The sequence below is a fragment of the Niallia circulans genome (assembly GCF_003726095.1).
In the GTDB taxonomy this organism is placed as follows: Bacteria; Bacillota; Bacilli; order Bacillales; family Cytobacillaceae; genus Niallia; species Niallia circulans_A.
The window spans coordinates 3,493,017-3,515,884 of the sequence record NZ_CP026031.1 but is presented as its reverse complement, the minus strand read 5'-3'; the positions used below and the strand labels follow the sequence as shown (position 1 = coordinate 3,515,884).

At 36.9% G+C, this 22,868-nt stretch carries 22 protein-coding genes; all 22 read left to right on the top strand.

From position 1 onward, the window contains the following. Positions 1–8: 8 nt before the first annotated feature. The 22 genes from C2I06_RS16805 (at position 9) to C2I06_RS16700 (ending at position 22,836) form a co-directional block, all read left to right on the top strand. The gene (locus C2I06_RS16805) at positions 9–581 is read left to right on the top strand and encodes a TIGR01440 family protein (protein WP_095329581.1); all 573 of its coding nucleotides are present in this window, start codon (positions 9–11) and stop codon (positions 579–581) included. 421 nt (positions 582–1,002) lie between these two features. Then, positions 1,003–2,244, top strand: coding sequence for a serine hydroxymethyltransferase (gene glyA, locus C2I06_RS16800; RefSeq protein ID WP_095329582.1), 1,242 nt, complete (start codon positions 1,003–1,005; stop codon positions 2,242–2,244). Between the two features lie 230 nt (positions 2,245–2,474). Next, the gene (upp, locus tag C2I06_RS16795) at positions 2,475–3,104 is read left to right on the top strand and encodes a uracil phosphoribosyltransferase (protein ID WP_095329583.1); all 630 of its coding nucleotides are present in this window, start codon (positions 2,475–2,477) and stop codon (positions 3,102–3,104) included. A gap of 242 nt (positions 3,105–3,346) precedes the next feature. After that, positions 3,347–5,554 carry a S8 family serine peptidase gene (locus C2I06_RS16790; RefSeq protein ID WP_235850239.1) on the top strand — a complete coding sequence of 736 codons (2,208 nt, stop codon included), beginning with the start codon at positions 3,347–3,349 and terminating at the stop codon, positions 5,552–5,554. 320 nt (positions 5,555–5,874) lie between these two features. Continuing rightward, positions 5,875–6,270 carry an ATP synthase subunit I gene (locus C2I06_RS16785; protein ID WP_095329584.1) on the top strand — a complete coding sequence of 132 codons (396 nt, stop codon included), beginning with the start codon at positions 5,875–5,877 and terminating at the stop codon, positions 6,268–6,270. A gap of 2 nt (positions 6,271–6,272) precedes the next feature. Next, positions 6,273–6,986 (top strand): F0F1 ATP synthase subunit A, encoded by a 714-nt coding sequence (gene atpB, locus C2I06_RS16780; RefSeq protein WP_095329585.1) that lies wholly within the window; start codon positions 6,273–6,275, stop codon positions 6,984–6,986. A 66-nt stretch (positions 6,987–7,052) separates the two neighbouring features. Then, on the top strand, positions 7,053–7,259 hold the full coding sequence (atpE, locus tag C2I06_RS16775) for a F0F1 ATP synthase subunit C (protein WP_016204791.1): 207 nt from the start codon (positions 7,053–7,055) through the stop codon (positions 7,257–7,259). Positions 7,260–7,491: 232 nt separating this feature from the next. Beyond that, positions 7,492–8,010, top strand: a complete 519-nt coding sequence (atpF, locus tag C2I06_RS16770) for a F0F1 ATP synthase subunit B (RefSeq protein ID WP_095329586.1) — start codon at positions 7,492–7,494, stop codon at positions 8,008–8,010. Continuing rightward, positions 8,007–8,543 (top strand): F0F1 ATP synthase subunit delta, encoded by a 537-nt coding sequence (locus C2I06_RS16765; RefSeq protein ID WP_123258488.1) that lies wholly within the window; start codon positions 8,007–8,009, stop codon positions 8,541–8,543. The genes atpF and C2I06_RS16765 overlap by 4 nt, the downstream gene beginning before the upstream one ends. Before the next feature lie 26 nt (positions 8,544–8,569). Continuing rightward, entirely contained in the window at positions 8,570–10,078 is a 1,509-nt protein-coding gene (atpA, locus tag C2I06_RS16760) for a F0F1 ATP synthase subunit alpha (protein WP_095329588.1), read from the top strand. 33 nt (positions 10,079–10,111) lie between these two features. Further along, a complete protein-coding gene (gene atpG / locus C2I06_RS16755) occupies positions 10,112–10,972 on the top strand; it encodes an ATP synthase F1 subunit gamma (protein WP_095329589.1) in 861 nt (286 codons plus the stop codon). Between the two features lie 72 nt (positions 10,973–11,044). Further along, on the top strand, positions 11,045–12,460 hold the full coding sequence (gene atpD / locus C2I06_RS16750) for a F0F1 ATP synthase subunit beta (RefSeq protein WP_095329590.1): 1,416 nt from the start codon (positions 11,045–11,047) through the stop codon (positions 12,458–12,460). Positions 12,461–12,480: 20 nt separating this feature from the next. Further along, positions 12,481–12,888: a F0F1 ATP synthase subunit epsilon gene (locus C2I06_RS16745; RefSeq protein ID WP_047940726.1), complete on the top strand. Its 408-nt coding sequence runs from the start codon at positions 12,481–12,483 to the stop codon at positions 12,886–12,888. A 311-nt stretch (positions 12,889–13,199) separates the two neighbouring features. Continuing rightward, positions 13,200–13,436, top strand: coding sequence for a DUF1146 family protein (locus C2I06_RS16740; protein ID WP_095329591.1), 237 nt, complete (start codon positions 13,200–13,202; stop codon positions 13,434–13,436). A gap of 202 nt (positions 13,437–13,638) precedes the next feature. Next, the gene (locus C2I06_RS16735) at positions 13,639–14,388 is read left to right on the top strand and encodes a YwmB family TATA-box binding protein (RefSeq protein ID WP_095329592.1); all 750 of its coding nucleotides are present in this window, start codon (positions 13,639–13,641) and stop codon (positions 14,386–14,388) included. Between the two features lie 33 nt (positions 14,389–14,421). Beyond that, complete coding sequence (gene murA, locus C2I06_RS16730; RefSeq protein ID WP_123258487.1) at positions 14,422–15,729, top strand: UDP-N-acetylglucosamine 1-carboxyvinyltransferase; 1,308 nt, start codon at positions 14,422–14,424, stop codon at positions 15,727–15,729. 350 nt (positions 15,730–16,079) lie between these two features. Beyond that, entirely contained in the window at positions 16,080–17,093 is a 1,014-nt protein-coding gene (gene spoIID / locus C2I06_RS16725) for a stage II sporulation protein D (protein WP_095329594.1), read from the top strand. A gap of 101 nt (positions 17,094–17,194) precedes the next feature. Then, positions 17,195–17,902 (top strand): hypothetical protein, encoded by a 708-nt coding sequence (locus C2I06_RS16720; protein ID WP_123258486.1) that lies wholly within the window; start codon positions 17,195–17,197, stop codon positions 17,900–17,902. Between the two features lie 196 nt (positions 17,903–18,098). Next, positions 18,099–18,944, top strand: a complete 846-nt coding sequence (locus tag C2I06_RS16715) for a stage II sporulation protein SpoIIQ (RefSeq protein WP_095329596.1) — start codon at positions 18,099–18,101, stop codon at positions 18,942–18,944. Between the two features lie 767 nt (positions 18,945–19,711). Continuing rightward, positions 19,712–19,984, top strand: a complete 273-nt coding sequence (spoIIID, locus tag C2I06_RS16710; protein ID WP_016204804.1) for a sporulation transcriptional regulator SpoIIID — start codon at positions 19,712–19,714, stop codon at positions 19,982–19,984. 684 nt (positions 19,985–20,668) lie between these two features. After that, positions 20,669–21,670 (top strand): rod shape-determining protein, encoded by a 1,002-nt coding sequence (mreB, locus tag C2I06_RS16705; RefSeq protein ID WP_095329597.1) that lies wholly within the window; start codon positions 20,669–20,671, stop codon positions 21,668–21,670. A 353-nt stretch (positions 21,671–22,023) separates the two neighbouring features. Next, on the top strand, positions 22,024–22,836 hold the full coding sequence (locus C2I06_RS16700; RefSeq protein ID WP_095329598.1) for a flagellar hook-basal body protein: 813 nt from the start codon (positions 22,024–22,026) through the stop codon (positions 22,834–22,836). Positions 22,837–22,868: the final 32 nt, after the last annotated feature.

The window sequence follows — 22,868 nt, the reverse complement described above, 5'->3', positions numbered from 1 at the left end:
TGTTTGAATTGAATGAGGAAACACTTAAGCTAAAGGAGCAGTTACAAACGATTCTAACGGAATATCAAGAACAGGCACAGCTGAAAGAACAGCAATTATTTGTGATTGGCTGCAGTACAAGTGAAGTTATCGGCCAAAAGATTGGTACCGCGGGAACGGTAGATGTCGCTTCCTTAATTTTTGAAGAATGCCAAAAATTTCAGCAGCAAGCAGGGATTTCGCTTGCTTTTCAATGCTGTGAACATTTAAACCGAGCTTTAGTAGTCGAAAGAAAAGTAATGTTAGCAAGGAACTTACCGGAAGTTTCTGTTGTACCGGTGCGTCATGCCGGTGGAGCTATGGCCACTTTTGCTTTTCAGCAGATGGAAGATCCGGTGGTCGTAGAGTTTATTCAGGCAGATGGCGGAATCGATATTGGCGACACCTTTATTGGTATGCACTTAAAGCATGTTGCTGTACCAATCAGAACCTCGCTGAAGGAACTAGGAAATGCTCATGTCACACTGGCGAAATCCCGTCCTAAATTAATTGGTGGTCCAAGAGCTGTATATGAGAACACAAAAGAAAATCTTTCTTGTTAATGAAAAACCAATGAAATTCCTGCATGCTTTTTAGGGATTTTGTTGGTTTCTTGTTTTTATGCACTGGCGTTGAAATTAAGAAGAGAGAGAAAAAAGATAATAGAGACTCCGACACCTCCGCTCACCTATATCCTATTCCCCTGAGTACTATCGCTAAATAATAATTTTTTGCTAAGAAAACCACCCAATGATAATAAAAAAATTAATATTTTAACACAGGTTCATTTTATTGAAATAGTAGAAAAATAATTTTTTTTGTATCTTTTAAAAAAAATAACGAAAATACTTTAAAAAAACCGAACGAAAAGTGTATAAATCATTTGATAATTCGTAAATTTGCTCTTTCCTTTTAAAATATATACATGATAGAATAGAGGCAGATTTACGGTGGAAAAGAGAGAATAGTCGGGAGGAAATACATATGAAGCATTTAGCGGAGCAAGATGAACTGGTTTTTAAAGCAATACAACAAGAATTAGGACGCCAAAGAGCGAAGATTGAATTGATTGCATCAGAAAACTTTGTTAGTGAAGCGGTAATGGAAGCGCAAGGATCTGTATTAACTAATAAATATGCAGAAGGTTATCCTGCTAAACGTTATTATGGTGGATGTGAATATGTAGATATTGTCGAGGATATTGCTCGTGATCGTGCGAAGGAAATCTTCGGTGCGGAACATGTAAACGTACAACCGCATTCAGGTGCGCAAGCAAATATGGCTGTTTATTTTACCATTTTAGAGCATGGAGATACTGTGTTAGGAATGAATTTGTCACACGGTGGGCATTTAACACACGGTAGCCCTGTTAATTTTAGTGGTGTTCAATATAATTTCGTGGAGTATGGTGTGGATAAAGAAACACATTATATTAACTACGAAGATGTTCGTGAAAAAGCGTTGGCTCATAAACCAAAATTAATCGTAGCTGGAGCAAGTGCATATCCACGTGAAATCGATTTTGCGAAATTCCGTGAAATTGCTGATGAGGTTGGAGCATACTTAATGGTGGATATGGCTCATATAGCTGGTTTGGTTGCTGCAGGCTTACATCAAAATCCAGTTCCTTATGCTGATTTTGTTACTACTACAACACATAAAACTTTACGTGGGCCACGTGGAGGAATGATTCTATGCAAAGAGGAATATGCCAAGAAGATTGATAAATCTATTTTTCCAGGAATTCAAGGTGGTCCGTTGATGCATGTAATTGCAGCAAAGGCTGTTGCGTTCGGGGAAGCATTGCAAGCTGATTTTAAAGATTATGCAGAGAATATTATTGCAAATGCAAAGAGGTTAGCAAGTGGTCTGCAAAAAGAAGGATTAAACTTAGTGTCGAACGGTACGGATAATCATTTATTATTAGTTGACCTTCAATCATTGGGTTTATCTGGAAAAGTGGCAGAGCATGTATTGGATGAAGTGGGGATTACTGTAAATAAAAACACAATTCCTTATGATCCAGCAAGTCCTTTTGTGACAAGTGGAATCCGCATTGGAACAGCAGCGGTAACATCTCGTGGCTTTAGTTTAGAGGACATGGATGAAATAGCATCTATTATTGGGTTTACACTTAAAAACCATGAAGACGCTGAGAAGTTAGCAGAAGCTGCCAAAAGAGTAACAGCATTAACAAGTAAATTTGAATTGTACAAGGAACTATAAGAGGAAGAGAACAATCGATAAGGCGCATAGCGGCTTATTGACTGTTCTCTTTTTTTAAGACGATTTTTTTCTAGGTTTTCGGAAAAACTATCATAGAAAATTCAAATTTAGAAAAGAATTTCAGTTGATTCAGAAATACTTTTTCTGTAGAATAAATAGAAGTGTGTTAACGAAGTATCCTGTCGAAAAAAGCGGATATTTATACTAATGAAGGAACGGAGTGAATAGTTGTGGCAAAAGTATATGTATTTGATCACCCATTAATTCAGCATAAACTTACATACATCAGAGAAAAACAAACAGGTACGAAGGAATTTAGGGAGTTAGTAGACGAAGTGGCTACTTTAATGGCTTTTGAAATTACTCGTGATATGCCATTAGAAGAAATTGAAATTGATACACCGGTCGCAAGAACAAAATCAAAAGTTCTTTCAGGTAAAAAACTGGGTATCGTTCCTATCCTGCGTGCTGGTATCGGAATGGTGGATGGGGTTCTAAAATTAATCCCTGCTGCGAAAGTTGGACATATTGGATTATATCGTGATCCTAAAACATTAAAGCCAGTGGAATACTATGTTAAGTTACCTTCGGATGTCGAAGAAAGAGATTTTATTGTTGTAGACCCAATGCTTGCTACTGGTGGTTCTGCAATTGAAGCAATTCACTCTTTAAAAAATAGAGGCGGAAAAAATATTAAATTTATGTGCTTAATCGCAGCTCCTGAAGGGGTAGAGGCATTAAAAGAGGCACACCCAGATGTAGATATCTACATTGCGGCACTAGATGAAAAATTAAATGAAAAAGGTTATATTATACCAGGTCTAGGAGACGCTGGAGACCGATTATTTGGTACAAAATAATACCGTTGGAAGAAATGCTCAGAGCAACATAGCTCTGGGTATTTTTTTATTCTGCTCATCTAAAAAAGTCTTCTTAGGAAAAGAATCTTTATAAATTTGAGAGTCTTTTGCTTTCCTCAATAGTTGAATATTCATTTGTGATAAATGTCACATCTGGATTGCGATGTGTATTTTTGCCAATACATAAAAACACAACTTGCGGTCAAAATAAAAAGCATAAAGATTTGCAGGGGGCGGTAATAATGCTACAAAAAACACTCGGAATTCTCCTCTTTATACCACTATTACTATCACATTTAACAATGGCAGCATCTTTAAAAACTCCAAATCTTCCCTCGCAAAATTCCAATGAAGTTCAAATTGCTATTGTGCATACAAAGAAGAATTATGCCGAACAAGAAATCGATCGGCTGCTTAGCCGATATCCTGATTTAAAAAGAAGATATATTTTTACAGAGGTATTCAGTGGTTTTTCTGTGGAAGGACCGGTATATGAACTTGAAAAATTAAAACAAAGCGAAAGCGTGAACCAAGTCTCAAAGGTTCAGACTTATATGGCAGAAGCAGAAGACCCAGTTGAAATAATAGGAGCAGATGAAATTAGGAATTACTTAGGCAAGTCATTAGATCATATTAGTGGCAAAGGAATAAAAATAGGGGTCATCGATACAGGGATAGATTATCAACATCCTGATTTAGCCAAAAATTATCGGGGTGGCTATGATTTCGTGGATAAGGACAAGGACCCGATGGAAACAAAAGGGTTAGGGAATAAAGATACTTTTCATGGAACTCATGTTGCTGGAATTATTGCAGCAAACGGAAAAATCAAAGGAGTTGCTCCGAACGCAACAATTTATGCCTATAGAGCATTAGGTCCAGGTGGTTCTGGAACAACAGAACAAATATTAGCAGCAATCGATAGAGCTGTCAGAGATAAAGTTGATATTATCAATTTATCATTAGGCAGTGATGTGAACGGCCCAGATTTGCCAATTAGTCTGGCTTTAAATGAAGTCGTTAAGAAGGGGATAATTGCGGTTGCAGCAGCTGGAAACGCTGGCCCGGCCGAATGGACAGTTGGCTCTCCAGGAACAGCAGCTAAAGCCATTTCCGTTGGCGCTACCACGCCAAATATCCATACTCCTTTTTTCACCATAAATGATAAGAAAATTGCCTTAACAAATATGGAGAACAGTAAAGAATGGAAGGGGATGGCATCTATTCCATTAGCAAGCGGTGGAATAGGAAAGAAGCAGCAGTTAACGAATGCAAAAGGAAAGTTAGTATTAATAGAAAGAGGAGAATTGACATTTACTGAAAAAGTGCAGAATGCCTATGAGGCTGGGGCGGTCGGGGTATTAATATTTAATAACTTGCCCGGAGCATTTCAAGGAATGCTAGAAAAAGAAGTCCCTATACCAGTAGCAGGAATTACAAAGGAGGAAGGAGAATTTATAAAGAAGACTATTCAAAAAAAGAAAATATATGTAACCATCGAAAAAAAGTGGGAAAAGGATATACTGGCAGATTTTAGCTCGCGTGGACCTGTTACAAGTACATGGGAAATTAAACCAGATGTTCTCGCGCCTGGAGTTGTGATAAATAGCACAGTTCCAGATGGATATATGGCTTTACAGGGAACGAGTATGGCAGCTCCGTTTGTTGCTGGAGCCTGTGCGTTATTGTTGGAAGTGCATCCTGACTGGGGTCCGGAAGAAGTAAAAGCGGCTTTAATGAATACCGCAAAGTCAGTCAAAAATAGACAAAATGTGACATATAAAGTGTATGAGCAGGGAGCGGGTCGAATTCAAGTTGACCAAGCCGTAGATGCCAATATTTTAATTATGCCAGGTAGTATTCGTTTCGGAAAATATAAATTAGTAAAAGAAAAGAATCAATATAAAGCGTATATCACTATTAAAAATGCAGGGAAAAGAAAGGAAAAAATATCTTTTGATTTTCCCAAAGGAAAGCGCGGGATTAGCTGGAAACTTCCTCTTTCTTTTACAATAAAACCAGGAGAAAAGAAAAATATTCCAATAATAATGAATATCGATGATAACCTTTTCAATAGGAAACTGCAAGATGGTATAATTAGAGTGAGGGCAGGCGGAAAATTAATTGAATTACCCTATTTATATGTATTGGAAGAACCAGATTATCCAAGAATTATGGGATTCGATTTTCACAAGAAAAATGGAGAAAGCTGTTATGAATATGAGACCTATTTGCCGACTGGTGCTGAAGAATTTGGAATTGCTCTTTTTAGAGAAGATACATTACAATTTGTCCGGTTTCTAGATTGGAAAAAAGAAGTAAAAAGAGGTCGGTTAAAAGGTGAATTTGCCCTAACAAAAGTAGAAGAAGCAGGGACATATCGAATGAAAATATTTGCCAAAAAAGCTGGGAAGGAGGACATGCTTGAAAAAATTCTAAAAATAAAATAAGCTATAAGAAAGAGATTGTTAAATGGTGAGCAATGAATTTTTTTTTTGTATTTAAATGCATTGACATTGACAATACCCTATTGTATGCTTACAAGGGGTATGAATAGGTTTTCACCCGCGGAGTATCAAGATTTTAACACTAGTATAGTGTTAATAGAGTTAAGGGGCAAGCGATATAATCGCTTCGTTTATCGGTTGAAAAGGAAAGATAAACATATGGTATAATGCCCGAAATGATACAAAAGGAATGTGCTTTTTCTCTGCTTCGCTTTATTTTCGCGGGTTTAGAGTGATGCCCTGAAAATAAGGAGGATAGAGAATTGGAACAATTGTTTGAGATTTATATGAGGGTTAAGAAATACCTTTATTTCTTTTTATCATTTTGTGCATTTGCTTGGGCGCTCACCCCCTATCAATCTGTTTTTCTTGGTCTATTCGTCGGGACAAGTGCCAGTGTATTCAATCTCACCTTACTGGTTAGAAGAGCAAAGGTCTTTGATAAAGCCATTGAAGAACAAGGAAAGGTTTATGGCTTAGGAACCATTTCCCGAATGGCTACAGCAGTAATAGTTTGCTTAATTGCCGTAGAATATCCACAAAAAGTTCACTTAATAAGTGTTGTAATTGGATTGATGACAGCTTATATTGTCATTATGGCAGATTATTTAGTGCGTTATTTTATTTTACATAAGAATGGTGAGAAAAGAGGTGAGTAATATTGCATCATGAAGCACCGATTCATGAACACTTTGGATTATATTTTAACTATTCCAATGTTTTAATGATTGTTGTATCAAGTTTAATTGTTTTTTTAATTGCGTTTTTTCTCACTCGGAATCTTCAAATGAAGCCGACCGGCAGACAAAATTTGATGGAGTGGATTATGGACTTTGTCCGTAATATTATTAAAAATAACATGGATTGGAAAGACGGAGGAAGGTTTCATGTTTTAGGAATCACTCTTCTAATGTATATCTTTATTTCCAATATGTTAGGTTTACCTTTTGCTATTACAGTCGACCATCAGCTTTGGTGGAAATCGCCAACTGCAGACCCTGGTGTAACGTTAACGCTGGCAATTATGGTAGTCGGTTTAACTCATTACTACGGTGTCAAAATGCGTGGTACAAAAGGGTACTTTAAAGAGTTTGTCCAACCAGTAGGATTTTTATTACCATTGAAAATAGTAGAGGAATTTTCAAACACACTCACACTGGGTCTTCGTTTATACGGAAACATTTATGCAGGTGAGGTACTACTAAACTTACTAGTAAATGGTTTAGCGAAAGCCAATTATATTGGAACAGTAGCGGCCTTCCCATTAACAATGGTATGGCAGGGATTCTCCATTTTTATCGGAAGTATCCAAGCATTTATTTTCACTTTATTAACAATGGTTTATATGGCTCATAAAGTAAGTCAAGACCATTAATATATATACCCAGTTCAGAATATGGACAAACTTTATAATAATTACAATTTAGGGAGGATTTTAATAATGGGTTCATTAGCAGCAGCAATTGCAATTGGTTTAGCAGCACTAGGTGCAGGTTTAGGTAACGGATTAATCGTTTCTCGTACAGTAGAAGGGATTGCTCGTCAGCCAGAAGCAAGAGGTATGCTTCAATCAACAATGTTCATCGGGGTTGCATTCGTAGAGGCGATTCCTATCATGGCGGTTGTTATCGCATTTATGGTTCTTTAATAGAATAAGAATAATATTATTCCAGTTATGGCGAAGATCATTCGATAAGAACCTTCGCCATTCCTTTATTTAAAATCAACAATTCACATGAAAAACATGTGAAAAGCGTATTTCGATAGCTAACAAATTGTTCCTATTATTTTATAAATAAGCATATTCACCTTTTTTCCATAAGCGAATAAAGGTTTCCTGTATGTGATACAAAACACTATCTGAAAGGAGTGAATCAAGCGTGTTCACAAATGGATTAGTATTAGGTGCCGTAATGAATTTTGCGGGCGGTGATGTAATCGTTCAATTACTATCTTTCTTATTATTACTGTGGGCAATCAAAAAATTTGCATGGGGTCCTTTAATGAAAATGATGAAGGATCGTGAGGAATTTGTTGCAAATGAAATAGATAATGCAGAGAAAAGCAGACAAGAAGCTGCCAAACTATTAGAAGAACAAAGAGCATTATTAAAAGAAGCACGTAATGACGCACAAGAATTAATTGATAAAGCAAAACAACAAGCAGATGCTCAAAGAGAAACAATCATTGATGATGCAAGAAAAGATGCAGAGCGAATCAAAAATTCTGCTCTAGTAGAAATTGAACAGCAAAAAGAAAAAGCTGTTGCAACAATTCGCGATCAGGTCACTTCTCTTTCTGTTTTAATCGCTTCTAAAGTGATTGAAAAAGAATTAAATGAACAAGATCAAGAAAAGTTAATTCATGATTACATTCAAGAGGTAGGCGAGAAACGATGATGGATACAGGTGTTGCAAAGCGTTATGCTTTAGCCCTTTTCCAAATCGCCAAAGAAAACGGACAGATCGATCAGCTAGATGAAGAAGTACGAGTAGTAAGATCATTAGTCACTTCTTCACCTGATATTCATACATTTCTACAATCTTCTAATATTGCATTAGAAAAGAAAAAAGAAATGGTGAAAGTGGCATTTGCTTCTGCGAGTGAGTATATACAAAACCTTTTAATGCTATTGATTGATCGTCATCGTGAAGAGATGATTACTAGTATATGTGATCAATTTATTGCACTAGTTAATGAAGCAAAAGGGATTGCAGATGCAAAAGTATATTCCATCAAACCGTTAACTATGGATGAGAAAAGAGCTATTTCAGCTACATTCGCTGCAAAAGTGGGGAAAATATCGCTAAATATTGAAAATATCATTGATTCTAACCTATTAGGCGGAATTAAGGTGAGAATCGGTAATCAAATATATGATGGTAGTCTTCAAGGGAAGCTGAACCGTCTACAACGACAATTATTAGGATAGTAATTCTTTAGATAGGGGTGAAACGCATGAGCATCAAAGCGGAAGAAATCAGTGCTCTTATAAAAAAGCAAATTGAAAGTTACCAATCGGAAGTTCAAGTAAGTGAAGTTGGTACTGTAATTAATATTGGTGATGGTATTGCTCGTGTACATGGCCTAGATAACTGTATGGCTGGAGAGCTTGTTGAATTTTCTAATGGAGTAATGGGCTTAGCTCAAAACCTAGAAGAAAGCAATGTCGGTATCATTATTCTTGGACCTTATACAGATATTCGTGAAGGTGATGAAGTTCGTCGTACCGGAAGAATCATGGAAGTCCCAGTAGGAGATGCGCTGATTGGACGCGTAGTAAACCCTCTTGGTCAACCAGTTGATGGACTAGGTGCAATTAACACTACCAAGACTCGTCCAATTGAGTATTTAGCACCTGGTGTAATGGATCGTAAATCAGTAAGTGAGCCACTTCAAACAGGAATTAAGGCCATTGATGCACTAGTGCCGATCGGTCGTGGACAACGTGAGTTAATCATTGGTGACCGTCAAACAGGTAAAACATCTGTAGCGATCGATACGATTCTAAACCAAGCAGACCAAGATATGGTTTGTATTTATGTTGCGATTGGACAAAAGGAATCAACAGTACGTAACGCTGTAGAAACATTACGTAAAAATGGTGCATTAGATTACACAATCGTTGTAACAGCATCTGCTTCTCAACCAGCACCACTTCTATACTTAGCTCCATATGCTGGTGTAGCAATGGGTGAAGAGTTTATGTATAACGGTAAACACGTTTTAATCGTATATGATGATTTAACAAAACAAGCATCTGCTTATCGTGAACTGTCCCTATTACTTCGTCGTCCTCCAGGTCGTGAAGCATATCCAGGGGATGTATTCTACTTGCATTCACGTCTACTTGAGCGTGCCGCTAAATTGAGTGATGCAAAAGGTGGAGGGTCAATTACGGCTCTACCATTTATTGAAACACAGGCAGGAGATGTTTCTGCTTATATTCCAACAAACGTAATTTCGATTACAGATGGACAAATTTTCTTACAATCTGATCTATTTTTCTCCGGCGTACGTCCAGCGATTAATGCAGGTTTATCTGTTTCTCGTGTTGGTGGTTCTGCCCAAATCAAAGCAATGAAAAAGGTTGCTGGAACATTACGTCTTGACCTTGCATCATTCCGTGAGCTAGAGTCATTCGCTCAATTTGGATCTGATTTAGATAAAGCGACACAAGATAAATTAAATCGTGGTGCTCGTACAGTAGAAGTATTGAAACAAGATCTTAATAAGCCATTAAAAGTTGAAAAACAAGTTGCAATTCTATATGCACTTACACGTGGTCATTTAGATGATATTCCTGTAGTGGATATTAAACGTTTCGAAGAAGAATTCTTAAATTGGTTAGATCATAATCATACAAATGTGGTAGAACATATTGTTAAAACTAAGGATCTTCCATCTGATGATGATATGAACGCAGCAATTAACGACTTCAAAAAAACGTTTGTAGCTTCTGAATAAGAAGGCAAACTTATAGATTGGTGGTGAGAATCTTTGGCATCTTTACGTGATATAAAAGCTCGTATTGACTCAACAAAAAAGACTAGCCAAATTACGAAAGCCATGCAGATGGTGTATTCGGCGAAAATGAATAGAGCGGTTATTAATGTAAAAGCATTTATTCCGTATATGTCTAAAATGGAAGAAGTGACACATTCTGTGGCTCTAGGCAGCTCAGGTGTTAGCCATCCAATGCTTCAAACACGCCCTGTTAAAAAAACAGGATATCTGGTTATTACTTCTGAACGTGGATTAGCAGGAGCATACAACAGTAACGTACTAAGAAAGCTAAATCAAACAATTAAAGAACGTCATCAATCAAAAGATGAATATGCCATAATTGTTATTGGTAGAATCGGTCGAGACTTTCTATTAAAGCAAGGACATAATGTCATTTTGGATGTAGTGGGAATTCCTGATTTACCAGATTTCCTAGATATTAGAGATGTAACAAGCAAAGCAGTAGGTATGTATGATGATGGTACTTTTGATGAACTTTATGTTTACTATAGTCATTATGTAAGTGCTATTCAGCAGGATGTGATAGAGAAGAAGGTTCTTCCGTTAACGGAAATGGATGCTTCTAATAAGACATTAACATCCTATGAATTTGAGCCATCAGCAGAAGAAATTCTCGATGTTCTATTACCACAGTATGCAGAAAGTCTACTTTATGGTGCTCTGCTTGATAGTAAAGCTAGTGAGCATTCTGCACGTATGACAGCGATGAAGAATTCTACTGATAATGCGAAAGAATTAATAGACAATTTAAGTTTACAGTATAACCGTGCAAGACAAGCCGCGATTACACAAGAGATTACGGAAATCGTTGGTGGAGCTGCAGCGTTAGAATAACGATATAAATAAGTTCTGCTAGACTTAATGTTTTAGCAGAACCTGCTTTAAGAAAGTTTAGGAGGGAAATTAATGAGCACAGGACGAGTTCTTCAAGTTATGGGACCAGTTGTTGACGTGAAGTTCGATGGAGGAAGTCTACCTGACCTTAACAACGCATTACGCATTGTTCAAGGTCCAAATAGTTCTTCTAACATAGAATTAACCCTTGAAGTGGCCCTTCATTTAGGTGATAACACAGTTCGGGCTATTGCAATGTCTTCTACAGATGGCGTTACAAGAGGCGCAGAGGTATTAGATACTGGAAAATCTATTTCCGTACCTGTTGGGGATGTAACACTAGGTCGTGTATTTAATGTATTAGGAGAAACAATCGATTTAGATTCAGAAATTCCAGCAAGTGCAAGACGTGATTCTATTCACAGAGAAGCTCCTAAGTTTGAGCAATTATCAACCCAAGTAGAAATTTTAGAAACTGGTATTAAAGTGGTAGACTTATTAGCGCCGTATATTAAAGGTGGGAAAATTGGTCTATTTGGTGGAGCCGGTGTAGGTAAAACAGTTTTAATTCAGGAATTAATCAACAATATCGCGCAAGAACATGGTGGTATTTCTGTTTTTGCTGGTGTTGGGGAACGTACTCGTGAAGGAAATGACCTTTATCATGAAATGACGGATTCAGGCGTTATTAAGAAAACAGCGATGGTATTCGGACAAATGAATGAGCCGCCAGGTGCTCGTATGCGTGTTGCCTTAACAGGATTAACGATGGCTGAATATTTCCGTGATGAACAAGGACAAGATGTTCTTTTCTTCATCGATAATATTTTCCGCTTTACTCAAGCTGGTTCTGAGGTTTCCGCGTTGCTTGGCCGTATGCCATCAGCGGTTGGTTACCAGCCAACATTAGCAACTGAAATGGGTAAATTACAAGAACGTATCACATCAACAAATGTAGGTTCTGTAACTTCTATCCAAGCAATCTATGTACCAGCGGATGACTACACAGATCCAGCTCCAGCTACAACGTTTGCTCACTTGGATGCAACAACAAACCTTGAGCGTAAATTAACAGAGATGGGTATTTACCCAGCGGTAGATCCACTTGCTTCTACTTCTCGTGCCCTTTCTCCTGAAATAGTTGGGGAAGAACATTACAATGTAGCGAGAAATGTGCAATCTACACTACAGCGTTATAGAGAGCTTCAAGATATCATCAGTATCTTAGGAATGGATGAGCTAAGCGATGAAGATAAATTAGTTGTTCACCGTGCAAGAAGAATTCAATTCTTCTTATCTCAAAACTTCCACGTTGCAGAACAATTTACAGGTCAAAAAGGTTCTTACGTACCTGTAAAAGAAACGGTAAAAGGATTTAAAGATATTCTTGATGGTAAATATGATCACCTTCCAGAAGATGCATTCCGTTTAGTTGGTCGTATTGAAGAAGCAATCGAAAAAGCTAAATCTATGGGTGTAGAAGTATAAAATAATCAGGAGGGGTAGTAATGAAGACGATTAAAGTCAATGTAGTAACTCCTGATGGCCCGGTGCATGAATCAGATGTAGAAATGGTGATCGCAAAAGCAGAAAGTGGAGAACTTGGAATTTTAGCAGGCCATATTCCAATGGTTGCTCCACTTAAAATAGGAGCTGTTCATTTGAAAAATGGTTCAGATTCTGAATATATAGCGGTGAATGGTGGAATATTAGAAGTTCGCCCAGATCAGGTGACAGTACTTGCTCAATCTGCCGAATTAGCGGAAGAAATTGATTATGATCGTGCCTTACGTGCTAAGGAGCGCGCTGAACAAAGATTACATGCTCAAAAATCAGAACATGTGGACTTTAGACGTGCAGAACTTGCTCTTCAACGTGCAATGAATCGTATATCCATTGTTGAGAAAAAATACTAAAAAAGTCCCTAAGGGGGCTTTTTTTAGTGGGTTAGACCTAAAGGAAAGATATAGAGCGGTAAAGTAGATGTCCTATTATTTTAAAAATTATTGGGCAGTTAAATAAGTGACACTAAGAGTAAAGCTAACACTCCGGATTGGGCATAAAAATGCAACAAACAGTCAGCAGGGAGGAGAGAAACCCACTCTGGATGAATGTTTACATTTTTTAAGATGAAAAAAATAAAAAAATAATAACACAAAGTGAAACCTTTTTATAAGTCAATACGTCAAATAATAGTTGAAACAGAAGGGATAGATGGGAGGAAAAAATGGTAGAAGCTTTTGGACAACAGGCATTACTGAGTATTTTGATACATATCGTTTTTATCGCTCTTTCGTGGTGGGCATTACAGTCACTAAATTTTGAGAAATTCCTTCGTAAAAACAGAGTTTTTCAAGCACGAGTATTATATGTATTATTAGCCATTATAATGGGATCGGTTGTCAGTAATTTTTTACTCGACTATTTAGTTTGGTCTCAACAATTACCATTAATATTGAAGTAATTACCAAAATAAGAAATAATTAATTACAAAGATAGGTCTTCATACATGTTTTCATTCGTTCGTTTTTTAAGTAAAATTCATTTTGTGTGCTTAAATAGTTTGTTCATTGATTAACGTTTTATTCATGTCAAAAAGTGACGATTAATCATTAGTATGCAATTCTTCTCCTTGGAAACAATGGTAGTATGGGGGAGGAATAACAATGAAAATAAATAAAACGTTAATTATAATAACAATATTAATTGGTTTGGCTTGTCTTACAATTGGGAATAACATCACTATCGCGAGAACGAAGTCTGACTTAATAACTATAAATGAAATTTTACAAAAACAAGAAAATGTAACGATTAATGAATGGTCTCTGCATGCAAGAGAAAGACTGGAAAATGTTACAAGCATTGAAGATGCAAAAGCATATCAGTCGGAGTTAAAAACAGTTTTCCCAAATGGTGATTGGGTGGAAACGAAAAATCATCAGAGCTGGCAAGCAAAGATGGTCTTGAAATCCAGTGGCCAAACAGAAGAAAGTATAATCTTAACCACTTCTTTAACAACTGATAACGTCCAATCATATATTATGTATGAGGTGAGAGGAAAGAAGTTAGCGGACAAAGAAATGAAAAGGTTAGATATGGAAATTAATAAAAAAATTTCTGACATATTTCGAGGAAAACCAACAATTTTCTCTTGTATTAAAGGCGAATTCAGTGATAAGATGAATGAGACTTTGCCTTATAAAGTTAACCATTTGCTAGATGCATTTCAGGCAAAAAAAGTAGAGGCGTTGGAAGAGGATGATTTTATATCCACCTCCGCATATACGCCGTTATTTGAAGAACGAATTGATAATAGCGAAAAGGAAATGAATGTACAAATAGGACTAAGAACACAAGATATGGGAGGAAAAACTACCTTCGTAGTTGGCACACCCATCATAACGATTGAATATTAATATAGAGATATTGGACGCGGAGGGGAATAGACTTTGGATAAAATCATCGTCCGCGGCGGAAAAAGGTTGAATGGAACGGTTAAAGTAGAAGGCGCAAAAAATGCCGTTTTGCCTGTGATCGCCGCTACATTATTAGCAAGTGATGGAAAAAGTATAATTAAATCAGTTCCGACTCTTTCAGATGTATATACGATTAATGAAGTATTGCGATATTTAAATGCAGAAGTACATTTTGAAAACGGAGAAGTAACTGTAGATGCATCAAGCGATTTAAGCGTAGAAGCGCCATTTGAGTACGTAAGAAAAATGCGCGCATCTGTTTTAGTAATGGGTTCTTTGTTAGCAAGAAATGGTCATGCAAGAGTAGCATTACCTGGTGGTTGTGCAATTGGATCAAGACCAATTGATCAACATCTAAAAGGTTTCGAAGCAATGGGAGCAAAGGTTCAGGTTGGTAATGGATTTATCGAAGCTTCCGTAGATGGACGTTTAAAAGGTGCGAAAATCTATCTTGATTTCCCAAGTGTTGGTGCTACGGAAAATATCATGATGGCTGCTTCTTTAGCAGAAGGTACGACTATTATTGAAAACGTGGCAAAAGAACCGGAAATTGTTGACTTAGCAAACTTTCTAAATAAAATGGGCGCAACAGTAAGAGGGGCAGGTACAGGAACTATTCGTATTGAAGGTGTAGAAGTGCTGCATGGTACAGAACATACGATTATTCCGGATAGAATTGAAGCAGGCACATTCTTAATTGCTGCTGCTATTACGAATGGAAATGTCCTTGTACAGGGTGCTGTTCCAGAACATTTATCATCCTTGATTGCCAAAATGGAAGAAATGGGTGTTGTTTTCAAAGAAGAAGAAGACGGTATCCGTGTGATTAGTGCAGAAAATTTAAAAGCTGTAGATATCAAAACAATGCCTCATCCAGGATTTCCAACAGATATGCAATCTCAAATGATGGCATTACTTCTTCGTGCAAAGGGAACTAGCATGATTACAGAAACTGTTTTTGAAAACCGTTTTATGCATGTAGAAGAATTTAGACGTATGAATGGCGACGTGAAAATTGAAGGTCGTTCTGTTGTTATGAATGGACCAACTAATCTTCAAGGCGCAGAAGTAGCTGCTACTGATTTACGTGCTGCAGCTGCCTTAATATTGTCTGGACTTGTTGCAGACGGTATTACACGCGTTACAGAGCTTAAGCATTTAGATCGTGGCTATGTTAATTTCCACGAAAAATTAGCTGCATTAGGCGCTGATATTGAAAGAATTACTGAAGAAAGCGAATTAACGTTAACAGCAAGCTATGTTGCAGATTTAAATGCATAATATATTAAGCAAACTTTATTTATCGATTTCATTCCGATAGATAAAGTTTGTTTTTTTGTGGGTAAAATTATACATAATATGAAAAATATTTTAGAAGTTCAATGAAGGCTCAAATTGTGTTTAGGTATGTGCCATAATTTTTATTAAAAGGCTGTTATATAATAGAGGGAAATGCAGAAGATGTTTAAATAACAGGATTGCTAAAATAGTATGCAAAACCGAAATATTTAGAACCATAAATTAAGGGTATTTCTCTAGAAAAAAGAAGGAATAAAAGCTTGTCCATTCCCATAAGAATGTTTTAGAGACAGTTAAGAAGGTCTTATTTCTATCTTATGGAGGCTTTATTCATGATTAAAATCAAACCTTTCATCGTACTAGGAGTCATTCTGTTTGTTATTACTTTACTTGTTCCTACCATCCTTGTTCTCCCCTCTATTCAGGATAAAAAGGAAGAGGTAAAGAGTCATATACCACCTGCAGAAAAGCCAGAGCCTGCTATTGAAGTAGCTGTATATCGTGAAAATAAACAAGAAGTAGAGAAATTAGACTTAGAAGAATATGTAGTTGGAGTTGTTGCATCAGAAATGCCAGCGAAATTTGAAAAAGAAGCATTAAAAGCACAAGCCTTAACAGCTAGAACATATATTGTAAAAAGAATGATGAATCAAGAGAAAACAAATCTGCCAGAGGGAGCTTTAGTTGGCGATACAATTAACTATCAAGTGTATAATAATCGCGATGAATTAAAGAAAATTTGGGAAAACGATGGGTTGGACTGGAAAAAGAATATGGCTAAGATAGAAGAGGCTGTAGCGGCTACAAAGGGGCAAATTTTAACGTATGAGGGTACTCCTATTGATGCCACCTTTTTTTCTACAAGCAACGGATACACGGAAAATTCAGATGATGTCTGGGCTAATTCGATCTCTTATTTACAAAGTGTGAAAAGCCCCTGGGATGTCAATTCGCCGAAATTTAAAGGGGAAGTGACCATACCAGTAAAGGACTTGGAGAAGAGCTTAGGCGTTACGCTGACAGCCGATAGGGAAGTATTAGAAGACGTTAAATATACAAAAGGAAAACGGATTGCAAGTGCCAAGATTAATGGAAAAAAAATATCAGGAACAGACATTAGAGAAAAGTTAAAATTAAAATCAACGGACTTTACAATGGAACGAAAGGGAAATACCGTTTATATTACTACAAAAGGATACGGTCACGGTGTCGGCATGAGCCAATATGGGGCAAACGGAATGGCCGCAAATGGGAAAAACTACAAGGAAATCGTAAAATACTATTATAAAGGGGTAGATGTAACAGCATCTGATGATATGCTAGCGAAATATACAGCCCAGAAATAAGAAAATCAGCCAAAGTAGCGGAGGAATCAGCCAAAGTAGCGGAGGAATCAGCCAAAGTAGCGGAGGAATCAGCCAAAGTAGCGGAGGAATCAGCCAAAGCAGTGGGAGAATCAGCCAAAGCGGCGGAGAAATCAGCCAAAGTAGTGGGAGAATCAGCCAAAGCAGCGGGAGAATCAGCCAAAGCGGCGGAGGAATCAGCCAAAGTAGCGGAGGAATCAGCCAAAGTAGCGGAGGAATCAGCCAAAGTAGCGGAGGAATCAGCCAAAGCAGTGGGAGAATCAGCCAAAGCGGCGGAGAAATCAGCCAAAGTAGCGGAGGAATCAGCCAAAGCGGCGGAGGAATCAGCCAAAGTAGTGGGAGAATCAGCCAAAGCAGCGGAGAAATCAGCCAAAGTAGCGGAGGAATCAGCCAAAGTAGCGGAGGAATCAGCCAAAGTAGCGGGGAAATCAGCCAAAGCGGCGGAGGAATCAGCCAAAGTAGCGGAGGAATCAGCCAAAGTAGTGGGAGAATCAGCCAAAGTAGCGGAGGAATCAGCCGAAGTAGCGGAGGAATCAGCCAAAGTAGCGGAGGAATCAGCCAAAGTGGCGGGGAAATCAGCCAAAGTAGCGGAGGAATCAGCCAAAGCGGCGGAGGAATCAGCCAAAGTAGCTGGGAAATCAGCCAAAGCGGCGGAGGAATCAGCCAAAGTAGTGGGAGAATCAGCCAAAGCAGCGGAGAAATCAGCCAAAGTAGCGGAGGAATCAGCCAAAGCGGCGGAGGAATCAGCCAAAGCATTAATTACAGATTCATCTTACAGCTTAATCCCATAACTTCCCCACTTTAAAAAGCAAGTCTTCTTCAAGAAGGCTTGCTTTTTTGCGTTCTTTATTCAGCTAATAATTAAAATTTTCGTTTCTATGTATAAACTCTAGAACTTTGTCGAAAAATAAGTCCAAAAAATTTTTTTAGCATGTAGGTATATATTTATCATTATCTGTTCAGAATGATTGCTGAGGTGATGATAAAATGAGAGAGGAAGAAAACAAACGTACTTCTCCAAAGTCAAAAGTAAAAAGCTTTTTTAAAAAGCGTTGGGCATTTCCAGCCATTTATATCGCAAGTGCAGCTATTATTCTAACAGGTGTCCTTTGGTATCAAAATAGCGCATCAGAAACAGATAAGTATAAATATGATAACGCTGATATGCCAACAAAACAAACAGATGAACCTGCAGAACCAGTTGCAAAAGAATTTGAGAACTTTGCATGGCCAGTAGTTGATGAAGAGTCTTTCATTACACAAAAAGAGTTCTATGATAATACGGCTAGTAAAGAAAAACAAGCTGAATCCTTAGTATTCTACAATAATCAATATCAGCCAAACACAGGTATTGATTTGAAAATGGAAGATGACAGCGAATTTGAAGTAGTAGCTGCTCTAAGTGGAACCGTTACAAAAGTTGCGGAGGATTCTCTATTAGGGAATACAATTGAAATTGATCATGACAATGGGATTAAAACATATTATCAATCTGTGAAGGATTTCCAAGTGGAAGAAGGCGCTGAAGTCAAGAAAGGCCAACCATTAGCAACTGCTGGAAAAAGTAAGTTGAATCAAGAAGCAGGTGTTCATGTACACTTTGAAGTAAGAAAAGATAATGTAGCTGTGAACCCTATTGATTATTTTGGTAAACCGTTAAGTGCTTTACAAAGTGATGATACTTCTGGTGCTACTTCTGAAAACGGATCAGCAGTAGAAGAATCAAGCAATTCCGATGAAGAAATGCCGACAGATAACAATTTAAAAAATGGAACAAACGCTAATCAGGATGAAGATTCAGAAGGATCTACATCCACAGATCCGAACGCTTAATTACTAGAGGTTGCTATAAGTAGTTTTTACAAAGCATAAAATAATATTATGCGAGTGATAGCTGCTTTATGGCAACCTTTATGTATTCTCGAAAGAAGTATTTTATGGATGGGAAATGTCGAAAATAATAAGAAATAGAAAAAATTCTCATCTAGACATCTCTATTTATATCCTCGAATAGTCCACTAAAGGCAAGAAAAATAATGACTCAAAATATTAATAAGTAAAAAGTATTAGTATAATTTAACTATAAGTTAGAGACACAAATGAAAAATTGTCACTTACGAGCGGAAAATGACAAATTTCTCGGGAAATATTTAACCTCCAAACAGTGAAAACGACAGATATTTCACCAAAAATAACAGATGTAAAACCGTACATCAGCAATTTCCTCTTTGCAAAATATAATTCCTATCAATTGTTTCACATAAGACTTAGCCATTTAATTCAAAAAAAACAAGTAAATATAGAAAAAAACAGATAAACCTTGTCCCTATTCATATTTTTCTGCATAAAGTCTTACCCAAGCTAATAAAATGTTACAAACCTTACAAAGCGGAAGTTTGGAGTGAGGGGTCGTTTGAAGACAGTGGATATGTAGTTGAGGACATGTTTAATCCCTATAACAACAGAAAGGTTTTAACTTTCTGCCGCATGAAGAAAAGTATTATGCAGGAAAGGAAACGTGCGGGATGAAGAATTTCGATGAAGCGAAAAGCGAGTCTCATTTCACACTTCTCACATCCAATTTAGGGAGGGCGAGTGGTGTGCACGATTACATCAAAGAGAGAACTATCAAGATTGGAAAGTATATCGTGGAGACGAGAAAAACGGTTCGCGTAATAGCGAAGGAGTTTGGCGTATCCAAAAGTACAGTCCATAAAGATTTAACAGAAAGACTTCCTGAAATTAACCCAGATTTAGCAAATGAAGTGAAAGAGATCCTTGATTATCATAAATCTATTCGACATCTACGCGGTGGGGAAGCAACAAAAATGAAGTATAAAAAGGAAGAGCTTGAAGGGGAAACTGTACAGTAAGAAATTCCAGGGTAATTCTTTATTATGACGACATTAATTATATAGAAAAAGTATCGATAGGAAGTTACCCTGGAAATATTTAAAACAGAAAGGGAAGTTTAGAAAAATGGAGTTTCAACAGTCTATCGGTGGAGGTGCCTCCATCGATAGAGAAAAAGAATGAGTATAAAAAGCAACTCATTTTGGAATGCTGATAAAGGGTACATAATAGCTTTAAGGACCTTGGAAGCAATGTCCTTTTTCTTTTTTGAAAAAAAGAGGATTATTTTGTGAAAAAAAACTCATTTTTTTTACAAAAAGTTACTTATTTCGTTATCTTATGATAAAATAAAAAATTAGAGTGGTTTAAATAGATAGAGAAAAAAACATACAAATTTTAACCTGAAAACATACATAATTCACTTTACAAAAGAATGAAAATGGTTGATTTAATATAGAGCGATAAGAAAGACATATTTAAGCGATGTAAATATTTAGTGGCATTTAAAAAGGTGCTATAACTGTGTGAATGAAAGGTATTCTTAGGAATGTTTTTCATTTAACTACATTTAATGAAACTTAAATATGAGGATGTCGTTACATATAGTGTGGAAGCCAGCTCTTTGTCTCTATAAGGAAAATGAAATTATAAAATGAACAAACGAAAAAAATGGAAAAGCTAAAGGCGAAGGAGGAGCATATATAATGTTTGCTAGAGATATTGGTATCGATTTAGGAACAGCAAATGTTCTCATTCATGTAAAAGGAAAAGGGATTGTATTAAATGAGCCTTCTGTTGTGGCATTAGATCGCAATACAGGCAGAGTATTAGCGGTAGGAGAAGAAGCTCGTCGTATGGTCGGACGTACGCCAGGAAATATTGTTGCTATTCGCCCATTAAAGGACGGTGTTATCGCTGATTTTGATGTAACAGAAGCGATGCTAAAGCATTTCATTAATAAATTGAACGTAAAAGGATTTCTTTCAAAGCCAAGAATTCTTATTTGTTGTCCTACAAATATTACTAGTGTGGAACAAAAAGCAATTAAAGAAGCAGCGGAAAAAAGCGGTGGAAAGAAAATCTATTTAGAAGAAGAACCAAAGGTTGCAGCGATCGGTGCAGGAATGGATATTTTCCAACCAAGTGGAAATATGGTTGTTGATATTGGTGGCGGTACTACAGATGTAGCAGTGTTATCAATGGGTGATATCGTTACTTCTTCTAGTATTAAAATGGCTGGAGATAAATTTGATAATGAAATTCTACAATATATTAAACGAAGATATAAGCTGTTAATTGGAGAACGGACGGCAGAGAATATAAAAATTAATATTGGAACTGTTTTTCCAGGTTCTCGAAAAGAAGAAATGGATATTCGCGGTCGTGACATGGTTTCTGGTCTTCCAAGAACCATTACGGTACATTCAGAGGAAATTGAGCAAGCATTAAGAGAGTCCGTATCTATTATTGTACAAGCTGCTAAAAGTGTCTTAGAAAGAACACCGCCTGAGCTTTCTGCTGATATCATTGATCGTGGAGTTATCTTAACTGGTGGTGGAGCATTGCTGCACGGGATTGACTTACTATTAGCGGATGAGTTGAAGGTTCCCGTATTAGTAGCTGAAAATCCAATGGATTGTGTAGCAATCGGGACAGGAATAATGTTAGATAATATTGATCGTCTTCCCAAAAGAAAATTAGGCTAAAAAATGGGGGGGCATAAACAAGTGAAAAATACTTGTTTATGCATAGGAAAATGAAATCTATTTATTTCATACCCGTTTGAATAAGTCTTAAACATAAAAAATCGGAATGGAAAAATTTCTTTTTCTTTTTCCGATTTTTTATTTTGCCATTTCTGTTTTTCTCAGTGGCGATAAGATTCTTCCTCCTTTATCTTCCAGTAGATTGTTCTTATGAATAGCCGATATAATAAATGATAAATATAATGAACATTTTTAGACTTTTTTCAACAAAATTTAATGTAATCTTTTGATATTTTTTTTATAATAGAATATATATGCTTGAATCGAAATCTTTGTATAGATAGGAGACAGTTATGTTTAAAGGGTTCTATACAGCAGCTTCTGGTATGCTTGCTCAGCAACGCAAAACCGAAATGCTTTCTAATAATATGGCCAATAGTACGACACCGGGTTTTAAGGCAGACAAATCATCCATGAGAGCTTTTCCTGAATTATTACAGCAAAGTGTTAGGAAAAATGCGGTTGGTGCGATAGAAAAGCAGCAAGTAGGCTATTTAGCAACAGGAGTCTATATGCAAGAAGCAATACCGAAGTTTACTCAGGGTGATCTTAATCAAACAGGATTAAAGACGGATTTAGCGATCTTAAACGCGAATGTTCCAGGGAATGGAACGAATGCTGGCGGCGGATTATTTTTTACAGTACAAAATGATAATGGAGTTGCCTATTCAAGAAACGGAAATTTTACATTAGATGGCCAAGGGTATTTAACTACTTCTAGTGGTGCTTACGTTTTAGATGAAAATAACGAACGAATTCAGCTTACAAGCACGGATTTTTCTGTTACATCTGATGGAGTGCTTACAAGCAGTAATGGAGAAGCGTATCGTCTTGGAATAAGTTATACAGATTCACCAGAACAACTCGTAAAAGAGGGTGATGGTTTGTATCGAGCACAAGATGGAGCCACTTTACAAAGTGCATATGCAAATAACCAAGTTACCTTTCAAATCAATCAAGGCTTTTTAGAGAATTCTAATGTTGATACAGCGCAGACAATGACAGATATGATGACTGCTTATCGAGCATTTGAAGCTAATCAGAAAATATTGCAGGCTTATGATAAGAGTATGGATCAAGCCGCAAATGAAATTGGTAAGCTATAAGAATGATTTAGATAGTAGTAAAGGGGGGAATC